The organism is Pseudomonas putida, assembly GCF_028682475.1.
Lineage (GTDB): Bacteria > Pseudomonadota > Gammaproteobacteria > Pseudomonadales > Pseudomonadaceae > Aquipseudomonas > Aquipseudomonas putida_AG.
This window is the reverse complement of sequence record NZ_JANHLE010000014.1, coordinates 78,825-96,277: the sequence shown is the minus strand read 5'-3', so window position 1 is coordinate 96,277 and position 17,453 is coordinate 78,825. Positions and strand designations below refer to the sequence as shown.

Sequence of the window (17,453 nt, the reverse complement as noted above, 5' to 3'; positions counted from 1 at the left end):
ATACAAGGGAGCATGTTAAGAAAGTCCCTACATCCCCAACAGATACAGCCAGGCAAAATATTCCCGCCCAACTGCTAGGCTGCCCTGGACAGGTTAGTCACAGCTTATAACAAAAAAGAATATAGTTTTTGTTTTAATGCATATCCTCACAAGGTAGGGTGTGCCCCTACCGGAACCCTCAGGATGGAGAGCGCCCTTGCTGCGTAGCACCTTCACACGTTTCTTTCAGTTGGAAGCGGCCAGCGGTCTGTTGCTGATTGCCGCCGCCGCCCTGGCCCTGATCATCAACAACTCGCCCTTGTCATACCTGTACAACGGCTTGCTGGATGTCCCTGTGGTCGCCCAGATCGGCGCGCTGAAAATCGCCAAACCCTTGCTGCTGTGGATCAACGACGGCCTGATGGCCCTGTTTTTCCTGCTGATCGGCCTTGAGGTCAAGCGCGAGATCATCGACGGTCATTTGTCCAAACCTTCGCAGATCGTTCTGCCGGGTGCTGCAGCCATCGGTGGCATGGTCGTCCCGGCGCTGATCTACTGGTTCCTGAACAAGGACAACCCGGCTGCCGTTGCCGGCTGGGCGATCCCCATGGCCACCGACATCGCCTTTGCCCTGGGCGTACTGGCGCTGCTGGGCAAGCGTGTGCCGGTGTCACTCAAATTGTTCCTGATGACCCTGGCCATCATCGACGACCTGGGGGCGATCATCGTCATTGCCCTGTTCTACTCGGGCGAGTTGTCGAGCCTGTCGCTGATGCTCGCTGGTGCCTGCCTGTTGGCGCTGATCGCGATGAACCGGCTCGGGGTGGTCAAGCTCGGTCCGTACATGGTGATCGGTCTGATCCTCTGGGTCTGTGTCCTCAAGAGCGGTGTCCACGCCACCCTCGCCGGCGTCACCCTGGCGCTGTGCATCCCAATGCGCACGCGCAACGCCGAACCCTCTCCGCTGCTGACGCTTGAGCATGCCCTGCACCCCTGGGTGGCTTACGGCATCCTGCCGCTGTTCGCGTTCGCCAACGCCGGGGTATCGCTGGCCGGGGTCAGCCTGGAAAGCTTCACCCACTACGTGCCGATGGGGATCGCCATCGGCCTGCTGCTGGGCAAGACCATCGGCGTGTTCGGTCTTACCTGGATCGCGATCAAGCTGGGCATGGCTGCCTTGCCAAGCGGGGCCAACTGGGGCCAGGTGCTGGGGGTGGCGATTCTCTGTGGCATTGGCTTTACCATGAGCCTGTTCGTCGGCTCGCTGGCCTTTGTGCCCGGCAGCAGCGAGTACGCCGGCATGGACCGCATGGGCATTCTTACCGGGTCGATCCTCGCCGCCCTGATCGGTTACGGCGTCACCGCACTGGCGAGCCGCAAGGCAGCCGCCGCCTGATCCGGCGCAGGCAGTAAAAAACCCCGACCGGCACTGCCGAGTCGGGGTTTTCTTTTTGCAGCGGACGTATCAGCGACTGACCCGGCTGGTACCGTCGACAGTCATGATCCGGACACGCTCGCCGACGCGGAAAATCTCGTTTTCCTGGACCGCCTGTACATAGGCACGCGTGCTGCCGTCGTCTTCACGCACAGTGATCTCCACGCCCTGGGTACGGGTCATACCTTCCTCAGCGGCAGCACCCACCAAGCCACCCGCCACGGCACCAATGACCGCTGCAACGATGCTGCCTTTGCCACCGCCGACGGAGCTACCCGCTACGCCGCCGACAACAGCACCGGCACCGCTGCCGATAGGCGTTTTGGTGCCTTCGATTTTCACCGGCCGCAGTGCTTCGATGGTCCCCATGCGCACGGTTTGCACACGGCGAGCTTCATCGCGCGTGTAGGTGTCACCGGTCAGGCTCGAGGCGCAACCGCTGAGCAGCAGCGACAGGGTGGTGAAGCTGGCAACCAGCAAAACAGATTTACGCATAGGATGACCTCCATAAGACAGGTGTTCATTAGACTCCGCACATTGACGACTGTCACGACTGATGCGGGGTAAAATTGATTCCATTCAGCTTCCATACAGCCTGTGTCACCGATGCAGCCTGAAAAACCGTTAGCGCAAGGATAGACATGGATTACTTCATCGTCGTCGTCACGACTCTGGCAGGCCTGTATTTTCACTGGTGGTTGTATGTGCGCATCCGCCGCTGGATGGACCGCGACCTGGCGCTGTCAATGGCCGGTACGGATGAGGGCAAGAAAGCCTACATGCTTGAATGTCTGGACAACGCCAAAGCGCAGAAGATCAAACGCGCCGAGCTGGCGACCTGGCTAGAACGCGAGGCCGCCGCTTACCGGGCCGATTAGGGTGCCAGACGCTCGCGCAGCCAGGTGCCTTGTTGCAGGCGGTAGTTGAGACGGTCGTGCAGGCGGCTGGCACGCCCTTGCCAGAACTCGATGCGCTCCGGCAGCAAACGGTAACCACCCCAGTGTTCCGGGCAATGCGGCTGGGTATCACTGAAACGCTGTTCGGTGGCCTTGACCAGCCCTTCCAGCTCGGCGCGATCTGCAATCACCTGACTCTGCGGCGAAGCCCAGGCACCGAGACGGCTGCCCAACGGGCGCACCTGGTAGTACTCATCCGACTCTGCTGGCGTGACCTTGACCACTTTGCCTTCGATCCGCACCTGACGCTCCAGGGCCGGCCAGAAGAACGTCATGGCCGCAAACGGATTGGCCTGCAGTTGCTGGCCCTTGGCGCTGTCATAGTTGGTGAAGAAGGTAAAACCCTGGTCATCCAGGCCCTTGAGCAACAGGATCCGGCAATGCGGACGGCCATCGGCGTCTACCGTGGCCAAGGTCATGGCATTGGCTTCCACTGGCGGCTGTTCGGTCTTCACCGCGTCGTCGAACCAGTGGCGAAACAACGCGAAAGGCTGGTCCGGGGCCTGGGCTTCGGCCAGGCCATCACGGGTGTAATCGCGGCGCATATCGGCCAGGGTCTTGGTCATTGCTGCGTTCCTTGACGATCAGTTGGTCTTCGCAGGGCTGGTGGTGGCGGCCACTTTCTTGGCAGCAGGCGCAGGCTTTTTAGCTGCGGGTTTGGCTGCAGGGGCTTTCTTCTTGGCCGTCGTGGCTTTGGCCGGAGCGGCTTTTTTGCTGGTACTGGCGTTTTTGACCGGGGCCTTGGCGGCAGGCTTCACCGCTGCTTTGACCGGGGCCTTGGCATCCTGCACCGCGACCAGCTCGGCCGGGCTCGGCGTAGGCTGTTTGTATTTGGCGAGCAAGGCGACCATGGTATTTTGCGGCGTCAGAACCAGTTCCACCCGACGATTCAGGGCGCGACCCTGCAAGCTGTCGTTGGCCGCACGCGGCATTTCCGAACCCATGCCACGCAGCATCAGGCGATCGCGTTCCAGCCCGCTGAGGCGGAAGATCGCTGCCACCGACTGGGCACGTTCCTGGCTGAGCTTCTGGTTACCGGCGGCGGCACCGCTGGTGTCGGCATGGCCCAGTACCAGAACGGCGGTCTGCTTGTCGGTTTCAATCGCTTTGGCGACACGGGTGATCGGGCCGAGGGTAACCGGCAGAAGCATGGCCGGACGATCCGGATTGTAGGAGCTGTCTACAGGAACGGTGACGACCAGCACGTCTTCACGGCGCTCGAGTTCGAACTTGCTGTCCTTGATGGCTTCACGCAGGCGCGGTTCATAGCTGTCCAGCCAGGCTTGAGTGGCCTTGTGGTCAATCTTCGGTACGGCGGCGGCCTTGGCCTTGGCGCTGTCGCCGAACGGCCACCACCAGCGGTTGCTCTCCGACTTGGCATCGGCCTTGGCGACTTTCTCGACAACCACTTCCTCCACCTCCTGGCTGGCAACCTTGTCCGAACCGAAGGGCCACCAATCGATGCTGCTGTCGGCTGTGCCTTTCTGGGAGTGCTGCGCGCAACCGGTCATGACCAGGCACAGGGCAAGAGCTAAGGATTTATGTGAAGACATCAGTGATACACCATGAAAATGAAAGAAATTCCGCCCAATTGCGCTAATGGTTGGAAGCCAGAATAGGCAAAGGGTTCAGGTAACATCAGGGCTAACCGATCAAAGGCAGGTTGCCAGGACGCGCACCAGCTTCTGGGCTCGTGGATCCATCAATACATAAGGGCCCAGGGTATTGGTGACAAAACCAAAGGCCACATCGTACTCCGGATCGGCAAAACCAACAGAGCCGCCGGCGCCCGGGTGACCAAAGGCTTTGCTGCCCAGACCAAAGGTGGCATTGGCCACGGTCGGTTGGTCGAGCATGCAACCCAGGCCGAAGCGGGTCTGGGTCAGCAAGGTCCTGTCCTCGCCCAGGCTGTGTTCACGGGTCAGCTCATCGAGCAGTTCCGATTCCAGCAGGCTGCCATCAAGCACACCGGCATAAAAACCGGCCAGGCTCCGGGCGTTGCCATGACCGTTGGCCGCTGGCTGCTGCATCCGTCGCCACTCCGGTTTGTTGGTGCTGGTGAGCATGCCCGGCGGGTTGGTAAAGGCGCGAGTGGACAGCGCCTGCGGTTCACGCATGGTCACCTGAAGCAGGCGCTGGGCGGCTTCATCGCCCATATTGCCCTTGCCGCGGGCGATATGCGCAACCCGGTGAAACTGATCGTCAGCCAGGCCGATGTGAAAATCCAAGCCTAGCGGGCGGGCGGTGCGGGCGACGATTGACTCGCCAGGGCTGCGCCCGTCGGCACGGCGGATCAACTCACCGATCAGCCAGCCGTAGGTGATCGCCGCATAGCCATGGGCGGTGCCAGGTGTCCACCAGGGTGCCTCGGCAGCCAGGGCCTGGACCATGGTTTGCCAGTCGTAGAAAGCCTCTGCGGGCATCAACTCGCGAAGTGCGGGCACCCCGGCACGGTGGCTGAGCAACTGGCGCAGGGTAATCGCCTGCTTGTCAGCCTGGGCAAATTCCGGCCAGTAACGGGCGACAGGAACATCCAGGGCCAACTTGCCCTCACCCACCAGTTGCAAGGCTGTCACCGCAGTGAACATCTTGGTACAGGAGAACAGGTTGGCGATGGTATCGCTGTGCCAGGCCTCGGCACCGTCCTTGTCGGCGGTACCGGACCAGAGGTCAACCACGGTCTCCCCGCCGACCTGAATACACAGGGCCGCACCACGTTCCTGAGGATCGTCGAACAGCGCTGCAAAGGCCTCGCGCACGGCTTCGAACTTAAGCTCGTAATGACCCTGAATCTGCACCCAGCCGCTCCTCGCGCATACCGCTATCGAAAATGGCGTGCATTGTTTCAGCCTGCGAGGATTTTGGGAACAGACACTGGACAGAGCGTCATCCAGCGAGCCCGAGGCAGTTTTCCTGCCTCAGGCTGCCGCGCCTTTGCTACGGGGCTTTTGCAGCCTTTTCGCCAACGCCTGCCTTGCCGATCTGCTCCTGTGCTTGCAGATTGCTCTTACGCACACTGTCGACAAAACCCTGGAATGGCAGGTCGGTGATACCCACCAGCCCGAAGTGACCGTTCTCGCCATCGAGCAAGCGGCCGCTGGCAGGCTGATCCAGGTACTGGAACCAGTGCACACCGACAATCGACGGCTCAGCCAGCGCTGCCTTTACGAAAGCGGCATAGGCCGGGCCGCGCCCTTCTTCCCTGGCCACTTCCATCGGCCCCGGCCAGAACGGGCCACGGTCACGTGAGCCGAACTGGAACTCCGATACCAGCACCGGTTTGTCCAGGGCGTTGAGCTGGCTGAAGTCGTAGCCGTCCTGCGGTTTCGGCGTATAGAAGTTGAAACTCAGGACATCACAGAATTCGGCACAGGCCGCCACCGCTTCAGGCGTACTGACCGCATAACGGCCGCCCAGCAGCAAGTGATTGGGCGCATGCCACTTGAGTGAATCGGCGATGGTCTTGAAGTAGGTTTCGGCAAAGACCTTCTGGAAGTACTTGAAGTCGGCTTCAATCTCCGGATGCTCTGCGCTTGGCAGCGGTGGCTCGAAACCCGGGTCTTCCATCAACTCCCAGGCGGGCAGGTCGATCCCCCAGGCTTTCGACAGCCCGGCCTGATTGCGGTATTTGTCGCGCAACTGTTTGAGGAACGCGCGCTTGGCCGGCACGTCCGTGGTCAGGCGCAAGGTGCCATAAGCCAGGGCATAACGGGCCTTGGGGTCATCTCCCGGAGCGGCCCAGGCCAGTTCGTTGTCGGCGAAATAACCGATCAGCCAGGGGTCGTCACGGTGATCGCGGGCGGCAATGGCCACGGCACGCTCGGTGGCCATGGCAAAGCGCGGGTCGAACGGGTCGGGCATACGCCCCCACCAGTCCATACCGGTGCTGATGCTGGTGTAATCGCCAACAATCGACAGCGGCAAGGTGTAAGGGAGGCGGTTGGCCTGCCCCAAAGCGGGTTCGCTCCAGTTGCCCAGGGTATTGAAGCCCCAGGCCTGCAGGCGGTCGAGGGTATGCCCCTGCCAACGCTGCACATCGACAGCGGCGGCCGGGCATTCCACTGCCGCCGTGGTGTCGGTTGCGGCGACCGGCGTACAGGGTTTGCCATGGCTGCGCTCAAGGTTGGCGGCATAGAAGTCGAACCAGCGCCCCTGACTGAAATTACGACCGCTGGACGAGCCGTTACCGTCGTTGTTGTTGCCCTCGCCGTAGAACTGCGCCAGTGGCTCGCCGGCTTGCGGCAATGCGGTAAACATCGACTCGCGCCCGGCCACATAGGTGCGGCCACCGTCGATTGCCACGGTGTTGACGCCTAGCGAGTAGAACGGATTCCCTTCAGGGGTGACCAGGTACCAGCGCCCGTCACGCTTTTCGGTACGGAAAAAACCCTTGGCCTCGAAATCCGGGCCCGAGGTCACGCCACCGAACTTGTCGCGCGGCAACTTGCTGCGCTCAGCCAGCCAGCCCTTGAGTTGCTGCTGTTCACGGGTCGCGGCAGCCTTGAGCTGGTCATCGCTGACGATCTTTTCCGGCCAGCGGCCACGGGTAGATTGGCCATAACCATCGATCAGGTCGGTATACACGGCCTTTTGCAGTTGGTCGTCATCCTGGATGCCAACACGTTCAATCAACAGACTCTGGGCGACATCGGGTTTGTTCATCGACAGGGTCACCGACACCACTTGCTTCAAGTCCAGCGCCCCGCTGCTGCTGGTCAGCACCCAGCGCTGGCCATCATGCATCCAGGGCATCGGTGGCCCGGCACGCATGCCCTGGCTCAGCGGCGAGCTGGCCGTGAGTGGCACCAGTACCGTCTGTGCCGGCCCGGCGGGCAGGTCGATGCGGCTGGTAAGGGTCTTGCCGTCACTGCTCAATACCGTGACATCCACGCTCAACGGCCAGTCCATGCCGCTTTGCAGGCGCAAGGTCATGGCCGTGGCCGCCGACCAGTCCCAAGCACCAGTTTGCGGGCTCAGTCGCAGGCTGGGGCGCTGCACCGGGTTGAACACCACACGCCGCAATACCTCGCCCTCGGCCGTCTGCTCTGCGTTGTATTGCGGCAAACTGGCATCTTCGGTCACCACATTGACCACGGCGGCCGGGCGCACAAAGCTGAACAGCGTCTGTTGTCCGGCCAGCAGCGGGGCGCTGAACAACAGGGCGAAGACAGCAGGCAAGGTACGGCGAATCATAGGGCTGGAACTCTCCTTGAGGGCCCTTGCGGGCCTTGAACTGAGACATAGACAACGCCCCGCCGGTTTGATCCCCGGGGGTCAGGAAATTTCCCGTCGAAACGGCGGCAACGCATTGAGAATAGCTTTGCCGTAGCGCTGGGTGACCACACGTCGATCCAGCAGGGTGATGGTGCCGCGGTCCTCTTCGGTACGCAGCAGGCGGCCGCAGGCCTGGATCAGGCGCAGCGAAGCGTCTGGTACAGCGATCTCCATGAACGGGTTGCCGCCACGCGCTTCGATCCACTCGGCCAGGGCCGCTTCGACCGGGTCATCCGGTACCGCGAAGGGGATCTTGGCAATTACCACGTGCTCACAGTAGGCGCCCGGCAAGTCGACGCCTTCGGCAAAGCTCGCCAGGCCGAACAGGACGCTGGAATCACCGCCATCGACACGTGCCTTGTGCTTGTTCAGGGTTTCCTGCTTGGACAGGTTGCCCTGGATGAATACCTGCTTGCGCCAGTCGCGATCCAGGCCGTCGAACACGTCCTGCATCTGCTTGCGTGAAGAAAACAGCACCAGCGAACCCCGCGACCCCTCAACCAGCTCCGGCAGGTCACGAATGATCGCAGCGGTGTGTGCCGCCGCATCCCGAGGGTCGGCCCGCAGGTCCGGCACCCGCAGCACACCGGCATCGACATGATGGAAAGGGCTGGGCACGACACTGGTGACCGCATCCCTGGGCAGACCGGCGCGCATGCGGAAGCGATCGAACTTGCCCAGTGCGGTCAGGGTCGCCGAGGTGACCAGTGCGCCATGGGCAACGTTCCACAGATTGCGCCGCAGCATCTCGGCCGCGAGGATCGGGCTGGCATTGACTTCGATGTCGAACAGCGCGCCGCTCTCGGCCAAGGTCAGCCAGCGCGCCATCGGCGGGCTGTCCTCCGGGTCTTCCGCAGTGAAGGCGGTCCACAGTTCCCAGTTGCCCTGGGCGCGCATCAACAGGCTGCCGAACAACGGGTACCACTCTTCGGCCTGATGGCTGGCGATACCGATATTGACCTCGGCATCCATACCTTCTTTAAGCAGTTCGGTCAGACGGGTAAACAGATCGGTCAGGCGCGAGAAGCCCTTCTTCAGCTCGATGCCCATCTCGCGCATGTGCTCGGGCACCACACCACCCTCAAAGCGGTGACGCGGCCGCTCGCGGCCTTCCATATCCTCACCGGGACGGAAATCGGCCACCTGCTCACAGGCGCTGAACATGAACTGCTGCTGGGCCTTGATCTCCCGCGCCAGTTCCGGCACCTGCTCGATCAGCTTGCCCAGATCGCCCGGCAACGGATGCTGGGCCAGCAGCTTGGTCAGGTTCTTGGCGGTTTGCTCGAGCCAGTCGGCGGTGGAACGCAAGCGGGTGTAATGCGCGAAATGGCCAATAGCCTTGTCCGGCAGGTGATGGCCTTCGTCGAACACATAGATGGTGTCGCGCGGATCAGGCAACACCGCGCCACCGCCCAGGGCCAGGTCGGCGAGGACCATATCGTGGTTGGTGACGATGACATCGACCTTGCCCATGCCCTCGCGGGCCTTGTAGAAGGTGCACTGGCCAAAGTTCGGGCAATGGCGGCCGGTGCACTGGCTATGATCGGTGGTCAGGCGCGCCCAGTCCTGGTCTTCCAGGGCTTGCGGCCAGCTGTCACGGTCGCCGTCCCAGCGGTTGCCGGCGAGCTTTTCGATCATGCTGGTAAACAGCTTCTGGCTGGCCTCGTCGACCTCGATCTTGAAGCCTTCCTCTTCGAACAGCTGCGCAGTGGCCGACTGTGCATGACCCTCCTGCAGCAGCAAGTCGAGTTTGGACAGGCACAAATAGCGACCACGCCCCTTGGCCAGGGCGAAGGTGAAGTTCAGGCCGCTGTTGCGCATCAGGTCGGGCAGGTCCTTGAAAACGATCTGCTCCTGCAGGGCTACCGTCGCGGTGGCGATCACCAGACGCTTGCCAGCGGCCTTGGCGGCGGGAATCGAGGCCAGGCTGTAGGCAACCGTCTTGCCGGTACCGGTACCGGCCTCGACCGCCACCACGGCGGGTTCGCCGGCACGCCGACCTTCATCGTCGCAGGCGATATCGCCAAGCACCTTGGCCACTTCGGCGATCATCAGGCGCTGGCCGTAACGCGGCTTGAGGCTCTTGGCTTCGAGAAAACGCGAATAGGCGCCCTGAATCGTGGTTTTGAGTTCGTTGCTGATCATGGTGTCGGGGCGCCCGAAGGGCTGGATAAATTTTCAGTGTTTCGATTGGGTCGCTATCATACCCCGCTATTGCCCTTTGCGCCGAATGGAGATCCTGATGAACGCCTTTGCCCTTCCTTATAGCCTGCACGTCCTGGCCGCCCTGGTATGGGTCGGCGGGATGTTCTTCGCCTGGCTGATCCTGCGGCCTGCGGCGGTTGCAGCCCTTCAGGGGCCTGACCGTCTGCGCCTCTGGGTAGAAGTGTTTCAGCGTTTTTTCGTCTGGGTCTGGGTAGCGATCGCGGTCCTGGCGATCAGCGGTATCGCCATGCTGCACCTGCGTTTTGCCGGCTTCGACGCAGCGCCACGTTATGTGCAGGTGATGATGGGTGGGGCGATTGCGATGATTGCGTTGTTCATTCGTGTCCAGTCCTTGCTGCTGCCGGAGCTGCGTAAAGCGGTGCAGGCGCAAGACTGGCCGACGGGCGCGGCGGTGCTGGGCAAGATTCGCCGTTTGGTAGGGATCAACTTGCTACTCGGTATTGCAGTGGTGTTGGTGGCGAGTACGCGCCTGCCGATGTAACGCCTATTCGGTGGGAGCGGGCTTGACCCGCGATGCGATGTGGCTGAAACACTGCAATCGCGGGGCAAGCCCGCTCCCACCGACCATTACACTTACAAACGCTGCAGGATCAACTCGCCGGCATTGCCCGCCAGTCCTGGCTGACCGTCAACCCCTGGCTTCCCGGGTGCCCCGGCGGCTGTACGATAGACCAGGCAACCCTTGCTCGCGCCCCCGGCTCCCGGCTTGCCCGCAGCACCCGCTACACCTGGCGCCCCGCCGTCGAGCTGGACCTTGATGCGTTCTGCGGGAAAGTCCGCCGGCAGCGCCAGACGTACCCGACCGCCGGCCGCACCGTCATGACCATCGCCACCGTTGTCACCATTGGCACCACGGCTTGCCTGGCCCCAGGTGCAGCCGCCAGCCTTGCCGTTGGCCCCGTCAAGCCCGACGTATCCCGGCGCCCCAGCGCCTCCGCGGGCATCGATCGCCAGCAACGGCGCCTGCACGGCATGCATCTGCAGATCAAGATTGCGCCCGGCCAGCGCCACCCGTTCATACGTCCCCGGAGCGCCACGCGCGGCGATCTGGCTGCCTTCGCTCAGCTGTGCCCGCGTCACTTCAACCCGCAACGTGCTCTCGGCCGGCGCAATGGCGATACGTGCCTCCTGCCCCAACTGCAGCTCGTCCACTTTCAGCTCGACCAGGCTAGCCGGCAACAGCAGCGTTGCGGAATCGGCCACATGCAGACGTTGCAGGTGCACAACACTGGATTTATTCGGCAAACGCAGCACCGAGTGCGGCGCGACACTGATCGACTGCGCCAGCGCCAAGGGGCTGAACAGCGCGGCCAACAACACCAACTTACGCATGCTTAGTCTCCTGACGGGGCGCCGGAATCGATAGGACATGAAAGATACCGACCAGCAGGATTTGCAAGCGGTCAAACCAGCGATGGCTGCGCCCACGCAGGCTGCCATTGAAAAACAGCACTTCCAGCAGATGCAGTCCGAGCAACGTAGCGCCGGTAAGGCTGATCAATCGATTGAAGGGAAATTCCTGGGGAATCAGCAGATTCACCAGCACCACCCACCAGAACACTACCGTCAGGGCTTTGCCCAGCCCCAGTAAGCCCTTCATACGCGCCCCCTGCTGTTATTTTTTTAGGCGATGCCAAGCAACTGACATCGCCTGCAACAGTAACGGCTGCTACCGCCGCGCACCAGAGGCAGGATCAATTGAGGTGCAGTTCTACCCGGCGGTTCTGCGCGCGCCCGGCCTCAGTCTCATTGTCGGCAATCGGTTCACTTTCACCACGGCCCTCACTGGTCACTTTCGACGCTGCCAGACCCTGGCTGATCAGGTACTCGGCGACGCTGCTGGCGCGCCGCTCGGAAAGCGTCTGGTTATAGTCATCCGCGCCCTGGCTATCGGTATGACCGATCACCTTGACGCTGCTCACGCCGGGCGCATCGAGCTTGCTCATCAGCCCCTGCAACTGGCTGTGGGCGCTGCTGGTCAGTTCGGCGGAGTCATAGGCGAACATCACCGAACCCTGATCATTGAGGGTGATGACCTCAGGTTCGGGCGCTGCCTTGTCAGTGACCGGATACTGCGGGAGCGGGCAACCGGTGTGGCTGACCGGGGTGTTGGCCGGCGTATCAGGGCAACGATCGCGGCGATCGAACACGCCATCTTCGTCCTCGTCGCCGTCCTGGGCATAGCAGATCAGGCCGCCGGCAATGGCCCCGGCAACACCGCCACCGGCTGCCCAGGCAGAACTTTCGATAGCCCCCAGTCCACCGCCCACCAAACCACCCAGCAGGCTGCAGACTGGCCATGTCCTTTGATTGAGTGGTGCGCTGCCATCGCTGTGGGTGGCGCAGCCGGAGAGCAGGCTTGCAGTCACCAGCACCGGTACTGCGGCCTTGGAGAAAACACTCATGGGAATTGCTCCTGTGTCACCGGCGTCTACCGGTCACACAGGAGTAAAGACCGACCGGCGGCACTTCTCAAGCCGCAGGCCGGTTGCGCTTCAGCGCTGGATACGAATCTCCACACGGCGGTTCATTGCCCGCCCTTCAGCGGTCGCATTGTCGGCTTCCGGCCGCGACTCGCCTGCGCCCTGGACCGAGACGAAGCTGGCTTGCGGCACTCCGCTGCTGACCAGGTAGTCGGTAACCGAATGGGCACGTTGCTCCGAGAGTTTCTGGTTATAGGCATCGCGGCCGACGCTGTCAGTGTGTCCGGTGACACTCAGTCTGGCAGTCGGTGCCTCGTTTTTCAGGCGGGTCGCGATGGTGTTCAGGCGTTCCTTGTCGGCTGGCGTCAACCTGGCAGAGTCGAACTCGAAGTGCACGTCGCGAATGACGATGACCTCTTCCTTGACCACGACCGCTTCTTCGACCACTGCCGGCGCAGGTGGGCAGCCATTGGCATCGACCTGAACGCCACGCGGGGTACCCGGGCATTTGTCACGGCTGTCCGGTACGCCGTCACCATCTTCGTCGCCATCGCCGTGGGCCCAGCAGTAGCCTGCCGCCAAACCGGCGCCAAGCAATGCGCCCCAGCCAGCCCAGCTCGAACTTTCTATGGCGCCCAGCCCCGCGCCGCCTACACCCCCGACGGCAGCACATATCGGCCAGTCAGTTTTTTGCAAACCTGCGCAACCAGTTAAGACGCTGGTTAGCAGAACCAGAGGTAATGCTGTGCGTACTATGCTCATTTTGTTGCGTCTCCTAGGGGGAATCGGTTTAAAACCGATGCTATGGGAGTAAAGACCGCGCAAACCGACTCCGCCAGCAATAAGCCATGATGCGGCTGTCAGCCACTATGCCTGACGGCCCGAGATCGTTAGTCTTGACGCATCTGACCGAGGATTCCCGATGATTGACGGATTTTCCCAACGAACCCCGCAGCAAGCCCTGGCGGCGCTGCTTGAACACCATTCACCGCAACGTTTATTACTGGTCGGCACGCGTTTTCCGGCGTTGGAGGCCTTTGTCCAGGCACACCCGCACGTGCAGATTGCCCAGACCGAACCGGGACCTTTACCTAAGGATCTGGCCGCTCAGCGCTTTGACCTAGCCTTGCTGGTCGATTGCCTGGAGCACCTGCCCAAGCGCGATGGCCTGCAGTTGTTGGGTGGCATCCGCAACCTCAATGCCAGCCGTTTGGCAGTGCTGGCCGACCTGAGTGCCTGCGGCTGGCAAGACACCGATTTCTTCGCCCTGGCCCTGCAAGCCAACGAAAAGTTTCAGCGTAATGACCAGGTACTGAGCCTGTTCACCTATGATCTACGTGAATACAAACAGGTCCCGGACTGGCTCAATGCCAAGTTCTGGGCCAACCCGCAAAATTTTGGCAAGTACTGGTGGTGAAACAATGAGTGTGTCGGTTTGTCCCTGCGGCAGCGGTAATCTGCTTGACGCCTGTTGCGGACACTATCACGCCGGGCATCCGGCCCCTGATGCGCAGACGTTAATGCGTTCGCGCTACAGCGCCTACGTGCTGGGGCTGATCGATTACCTGGTGAACACCACCCTGCCCGCGCAGCAGGCCGGCCTTGACCGCGCCGCGATTGCCGCCTGGAGCGCGCAAAGCACCTGGCTGGGCCTGGAAGTGGAAGGGGCCGAAGTATTCGGCGGCAAGCCCGAGCACGCTTTCGTCACCTTCACTGCCCGCTGGCACGATAATGATGGCGAACATAGCCATCGCGAGCGTTCGGCCTTTGTGCAGAATGACGGGCGTTGGTATTTCATCGACCCGACAGTCGGCCTCAAGGCCGGGCGCAACGATGCCTGCCCTTGCGCCAGCGGGCTCAAATTCAAGAAGTGCTGTGCCAGTTACCTAGGGAGCTAACGCCAATGACCCGTCTGTTGCTACTCAGCTTTCTGATACTGCAACTGACCGGGTGTGCCAGTTGGCTGGACAGTGACTACCGCGATCCCGAGGTTCGCCTGGTCAAGGTCGAAGCGGTCAAGATGCACCTGCTGGAGCAGGAGTTCGTCCTTCATATACGCGTCGATAACCCCAACGACGAACGCCTGTTCATCCGCTACCTGAGTTACACCGTGCACCTGAACGATCTGTTGCTGGTCGAGGGCGACGAAGACCTGTGGCGCAGTGTCGGCGCACACGCCCGTCGAACCTTCAAGATCCCTGTGCGCACCAACCTGTGGAAACAGGTCAAACCGCTGGCGAAAATGCTTAAAAACACCACCCTGCCCTTGCGCTATCGCCTCGATGGCGAGCTCAGCAGCGGATTATTCTTCGCCCGTGAACTGCACTTATCGCGTAGTGGTGAGATAATTCCCGGCGATCTTTTACCGGAGTAACCCGCAATGACCCAGCAACCCCATGTCCATGGCCCCGACTGCAACCACGAGCATGATCATCACGACCATGACCACGGCCATGTTCACGGTCCGCACTGCAACCACGGCCACCAGGAGCCGGTGCGCAACGCCCTGAAGGACGTCGGCCGCAACGACCCGTGCCCATGCGGCAGCAACAAGAAGTTCAAGAAGTGCCACGGGGCCTGATAGTGGCCTTTGAACAGCCTGAAAAATAAAGGCTGTGCCCCGCTTGCATGGCGTGGTCGGGCTCACTAACGTAGCGCCTTTTAGACGCCACGCCCTGCAGGAGCCCGACCATGGCCGCGCCAGCCTTCCCCCCTTTTCTCCCCCGGTTCGGCGTAGCCGCAGCGATGTTCGGCATGCTTGCCCTGGGCGGCTGCCAGATGGGCGGCTATCGCGACAGCGTGCCACCGACCAGTGGCGTACAACCCCTTAAAGGCCTGGCGCAAAACGTCTCGGTGCGACGCAATGCCCTGGGCATGCCGTTGATCGAAAGCAGCAACTTCCACGACGCACTGTTCGCGCTCGGCTATGTACATGCCGGTGACCGCATCGGGCAAATGGTCGGCATGCGCTTGCTGGCCCAGGGCCGTCTGGCCGAGATTGCCGGCCCGGATGTACTGGAAGTCGACCGACTGATGCGCGGCGCCAACCTCAAACAGACTGCCAACCAGCTCTATGCCGACTCATCTCCACGGCTCAAGCGCTTCTTTGAAGTCTATGCCCGTGGCGTCAACGCCTACCTGTTCCGTTACCGCGACCGCCTCCCGGCGCCATTGGCGCAAAGCGGCTACCGCCCGGAATACTGGAAGCCTGAAGACTCGGCACTGATCTTCTGCCTGTACAACTTCAGCCAGTCGGTCAACCTGCAGGAAGAGCTTGCCGCTTTGACCCTGGCGCAGAAAGTCGGCAGCGACAAACTGCCGTGGCTGTTGCCCAGCTACCCTGACGAACCCTTGCCCACGGCTGAAGCCGACAAGCTCAAAGGCCTGAGCCTGGGCAACGCGCTGGCCGGGCTGGCGCCGCTGAGCGCCGCCAGCGAACAGTTGGCCGCCCTTAACCTGTTGGGTGCGGCCGGTTCCAGCAACTGGGCGATTGCCCCGCAACGCAGCCGTAGCGGCAAGAGCCTGCTGGCCAGCGACACCCTGGGCGCCTGGGCAATGACGCCGGTGCAGATCCGCGCGCCTAAATACCAGGCCGCCGGCGTGACCATTGCCGGCTTGCCACTGCTGCTTTCCGGCTATAACGGCAAGCTGGCCTGGAGTGCCAGCGCGGTCATGGCCGACAACCAGGACCTGTACCTGGAACGCCTCAAACGCGAAGGCAGCCGCCTGATGTACCAGGCTGACGGTAAATGGCTGCCAGCCCTGGCGCGCAACGAAACCTTCTTCATCAAGGGCCAGCGCCCACGGCGCGAAACCCTGTACGACACCCGCCATGGCACGCTGCTCGGCCAGGCACAGAACGCCAGCCTGGGCCTGGCCCTGCAACTGCCCCAGCTCAAGGGCGACCAGAGCCTGGATGCATTCTTCAACCTGTCACGGGCGCAGAACGTCGAGCGTGCCTTCGACAACACCCGTGAAATCGGCGCCGCAGCGCTGAACTTCGTCTTCGCCGACGCCAGCAACATCGGCTGGCAAGTGAGCGGCCGCTTCCCCAACCGTCGCGAAGGCCAGGGGCTGCTGCCTTCGCCGGGCTGGGACGGGCGCTACGACTGGGATGGCTACGCCGACCCGATGCTCCACCCTTACGACCAGGACCCACCCCAGGGCTGGCTTGGCAACGCCAACCAGCGCAGCGTGCCCAAAGGTTACGGCATGCAGTTGTCCAACAGCTGGTACTACCCGGAGCGCGCCGAACGCCTGGGGCAGCTGGCCGCCAACGGCAAGCATGACAGCCGCAGCCTGATCACCATGCAAAACGACCAGACCACCCTGTTCGCCGCCAAGCTCAAGCAGATGTTCGAAGCACCCGGCATGGCGCAGCCGCTGAAACAGGCGATCGACGCCTTGCCCGGCGATCAGCGCAGCAAGGCCCGTGAAGCCTATACCCGCCTGATGGCCTTCGATGGTCGCCTGAGCACCACCTCGGCCGACGCCGCCCTGTATGAACTGTTTTTGCAGGAAAGCGCGAAACAGACCTTCCTCGATGAGCTCGGCCCGGAGACTTCGGCGACCTGGCAGGCCTTCGTCGCTAATGCGCGGTTGTCTTACTCGGCCCAGGCCGATCATTTGCTCGGCCGTGAAGACAGCCCGTTCTGGAATGACCAGCGCACCGCGCAGCAAGAGGACAAACCCGCGATCCTTGCCCGTAGCCTGGCCGCCGCGATCACGGCCGGTGAAGCGCAACTGGGCAATGACCGTCGCGCCTGGCAATGGGGCAAGCTGCACCAGTACCGCTGGCCGACACTGACCTTCCATGGTCTGGGTGATGCCGTCAGCCGTAGCCCGCAGGCCAGCGGTGGCGACCACAGCACCCTGAACCTTGCGCCCTATGCCTGGGGCAAGGATTTCAACGCCCAACTGGCGCCGTCGCTGCGCATGGTGGTGGATTTCGGCCAGATCGAACCGCTGCAACTGCAGAGCAGCAGCGGCCAGTCCGGCAACCCGGCCAGCCCGCACTTTGCCGATGGCCTGGATGCCTGGTTCAAGGGCCGTTACATGAGTTTGCCGCTGCAAGCGCAAAACTTCGACCGCGCCTACGGCAGCAAGCGTCTGACCCTGGTGCCCGGCAAGTAACCCCTCGCGCCTCGCAGCCGGTGCAAT

Annotated in this window: 18 protein-coding genes; 8 read left to right on the top strand and 10 right to left on the bottom strand. The window is 62.2% G+C overall.

Going from position 1 to position 17,453, the window contains the following annotated elements; genetic code table 11:
• The first annotated feature begins 196 nt into the window (after nucleotides 1-196).
• Nucleotides 197-1,375 carry a Na+/H+ antiporter NhaA gene (nhaA, locus tag NPS47_RS13935; RefSeq protein WP_274295482.1) on the top strand — a complete coding sequence of 393 codons (1,179 nt, stop codon included), beginning with the start codon at nucleotides 197-199 and terminating at the stop codon, nucleotides 1,373-1,375.
• A gap of 69 nt (nucleotides 1,376-1,444) precedes the next feature.
• Here the strand turns inward: nhaA and NPS47_RS13930 are convergent, their stop codons facing one another.
• Nucleotides 1,445-1,909, bottom strand: coding sequence for a glycine zipper 2TM domain-containing protein (locus NPS47_RS13930; protein WP_274295481.1), 465 nt, complete (start codon nucleotides 1,907-1,909; stop codon nucleotides 1,445-1,447).
• A gap of 146 nt (nucleotides 1,910-2,055) precedes the next feature.
• Here NPS47_RS13930 and NPS47_RS13925 point away from each other — a divergent pair, with 146 nt between their 5' ends.
• Complete coding sequence (locus tag NPS47_RS13925; protein WP_274295480.1) at nucleotides 2,056-2,292, top strand: hypothetical protein; 237 nt, start codon at nucleotides 2,056-2,058, stop codon at nucleotides 2,290-2,292.
• Here the strand turns inward: NPS47_RS13925 and pdxH are convergent.
• From pdxH to dinG, 5 genes are all read right to left on the bottom strand, one after another.
• Nucleotides 2,289-2,936 carry a pyridoxamine 5'-phosphate oxidase gene (gene pdxH, locus NPS47_RS13920; RefSeq protein WP_274295479.1) on the bottom strand — a complete coding sequence of 216 codons (648 nt, stop codon included), beginning with the start codon at nucleotides 2,934-2,936 and terminating at the stop codon, nucleotides 2,289-2,291. The genes NPS47_RS13925 and pdxH overlap by 4 nt on opposite strands.
• Nucleotides 2,937-2,954: 18 nt before the next feature.
• Nucleotides 2,955-3,923, bottom strand: a complete 969-nt coding sequence (locus NPS47_RS13915) for an OmpA family protein (RefSeq protein WP_274295478.1) — start codon at nucleotides 3,921-3,923, stop codon at nucleotides 2,955-2,957.
• Nucleotides 3,924-4,022: 99 nt separating this feature from the next.
• Nucleotides 4,023-5,168 carry a serine hydrolase domain-containing protein gene (locus tag NPS47_RS13910; RefSeq protein ID WP_274295477.1) on the bottom strand — a complete coding sequence of 382 codons (1,146 nt, stop codon included), beginning with the start codon at nucleotides 5,166-5,168 and terminating at the stop codon, nucleotides 4,023-4,025.
• A 139-nt stretch (nucleotides 5,169-5,307) separates the two neighbouring features.
• Entirely contained in the window at nucleotides 5,308-7,563 is a 2,256-nt protein-coding gene (locus tag NPS47_RS13905) for a beta-agarase (protein WP_274295476.1), read from the bottom strand.
• Between the two features lie 81 nt (nucleotides 7,564-7,644).
• A complete protein-coding gene (dinG, locus tag NPS47_RS13900) occupies nucleotides 7,645-9,789 on the bottom strand; it encodes an ATP-dependent DNA helicase DinG (protein WP_274295475.1) in 2,145 nt (714 codons plus the stop codon).
• A 97-nt stretch (nucleotides 9,790-9,886) separates the two neighbouring features.
• On the opposite strand from dinG, the gene NPS47_RS13895 reads away from it, so the two are divergent.
• Entirely contained in the window at nucleotides 9,887-10,351 is a 465-nt protein-coding gene (locus NPS47_RS13895) for a CopD family protein (RefSeq protein ID WP_274295474.1), read from the top strand.
• A 92-nt stretch (nucleotides 10,352-10,443) separates the two neighbouring features.
• Here the strand turns inward: NPS47_RS13895 and NPS47_RS13890 are convergent, their stop codons facing one another.
• The 4 genes from NPS47_RS13890 to NPS47_RS13875 form a co-directional block, all read right to left on the bottom strand.
• A complete protein-coding gene (locus NPS47_RS13890) occupies nucleotides 10,444-11,202 on the bottom strand; it encodes a collagen-like protein (protein WP_274295473.1) in 759 nt (252 codons plus the stop codon).
• On the bottom strand, nucleotides 11,195-11,470 hold the full coding sequence (locus NPS47_RS13885; RefSeq protein ID WP_274295472.1) for a DUF1145 domain-containing protein: 276 nt from the start codon (nucleotides 11,468-11,470) through the stop codon (nucleotides 11,195-11,197). Before NPS47_RS13885 ends, NPS47_RS13890 begins: the two co-directional genes overlap by 8 nt.
• 94 nt (nucleotides 11,471-11,564) lie before the next feature.
• Nucleotides 11,565-12,275, bottom strand: coding sequence for an OmpA family protein (locus NPS47_RS13880; protein WP_274295471.1), 711 nt, complete (start codon nucleotides 12,273-12,275; stop codon nucleotides 11,565-11,567).
• Nucleotides 12,276-12,365: 90 nt separating this feature from the next.
• Nucleotides 12,366-13,055, bottom strand: a complete 690-nt coding sequence (locus tag NPS47_RS13875; protein WP_274295470.1) for an OmpA family protein — start codon at nucleotides 13,053-13,055, stop codon at nucleotides 12,366-12,368.
• Nucleotides 13,056-13,215: 160 nt separating this feature from the next.
• Here NPS47_RS13875 and NPS47_RS13870 point away from each other — a divergent pair, with 160 nt between their 5' ends.
• The 5 genes from NPS47_RS13870 to NPS47_RS13850 all read left to right on the top strand — a co-directional run bounded on the left by NPS47_RS13870 (nucleotide 13,216) and on the right by NPS47_RS13850 (nucleotide 17,426).
• Nucleotides 13,216-13,710: a DUF6231 family protein gene (locus tag NPS47_RS13870; protein ID WP_274295469.1), complete on the top strand. Its 495-nt coding sequence runs from the start codon at nucleotides 13,216-13,218 to the stop codon at nucleotides 13,708-13,710.
• A 4-nt stretch (nucleotides 13,711-13,714) separates the two neighbouring features.
• Entirely contained in the window at nucleotides 13,715-14,191 is a 477-nt protein-coding gene (locus NPS47_RS13865) for a YchJ family protein (RefSeq protein ID WP_274295468.1), read from the top strand.
• Between the two features lie 5 nt (nucleotides 14,192-14,196).
• Complete coding sequence (locus tag NPS47_RS13860) at nucleotides 14,197-14,667, top strand: LEA type 2 family protein (RefSeq protein ID WP_274295467.1); 471 nt, start codon at nucleotides 14,197-14,199, stop codon at nucleotides 14,665-14,667.
• A 6-nt stretch (nucleotides 14,668-14,673) separates the two neighbouring features.
• Nucleotides 14,674-14,874 carry an SEC-C metal-binding domain-containing protein gene (locus tag NPS47_RS13855; protein WP_274295466.1) on the top strand — a complete coding sequence of 67 codons (201 nt, stop codon included), beginning with the start codon at nucleotides 14,674-14,676 and terminating at the stop codon, nucleotides 14,872-14,874.
• A gap of 110 nt (nucleotides 14,875-14,984) precedes the next feature.
• Nucleotides 14,985-17,426 carry a penicillin acylase family protein gene (locus tag NPS47_RS13850; protein WP_274295465.1) on the top strand — a complete coding sequence of 814 codons (2,442 nt, stop codon included), beginning with the start codon at nucleotides 14,985-14,987 and terminating at the stop codon, nucleotides 17,424-17,426.
• Nucleotides 17,427-17,453 lie beyond the last annotated feature (27 nt).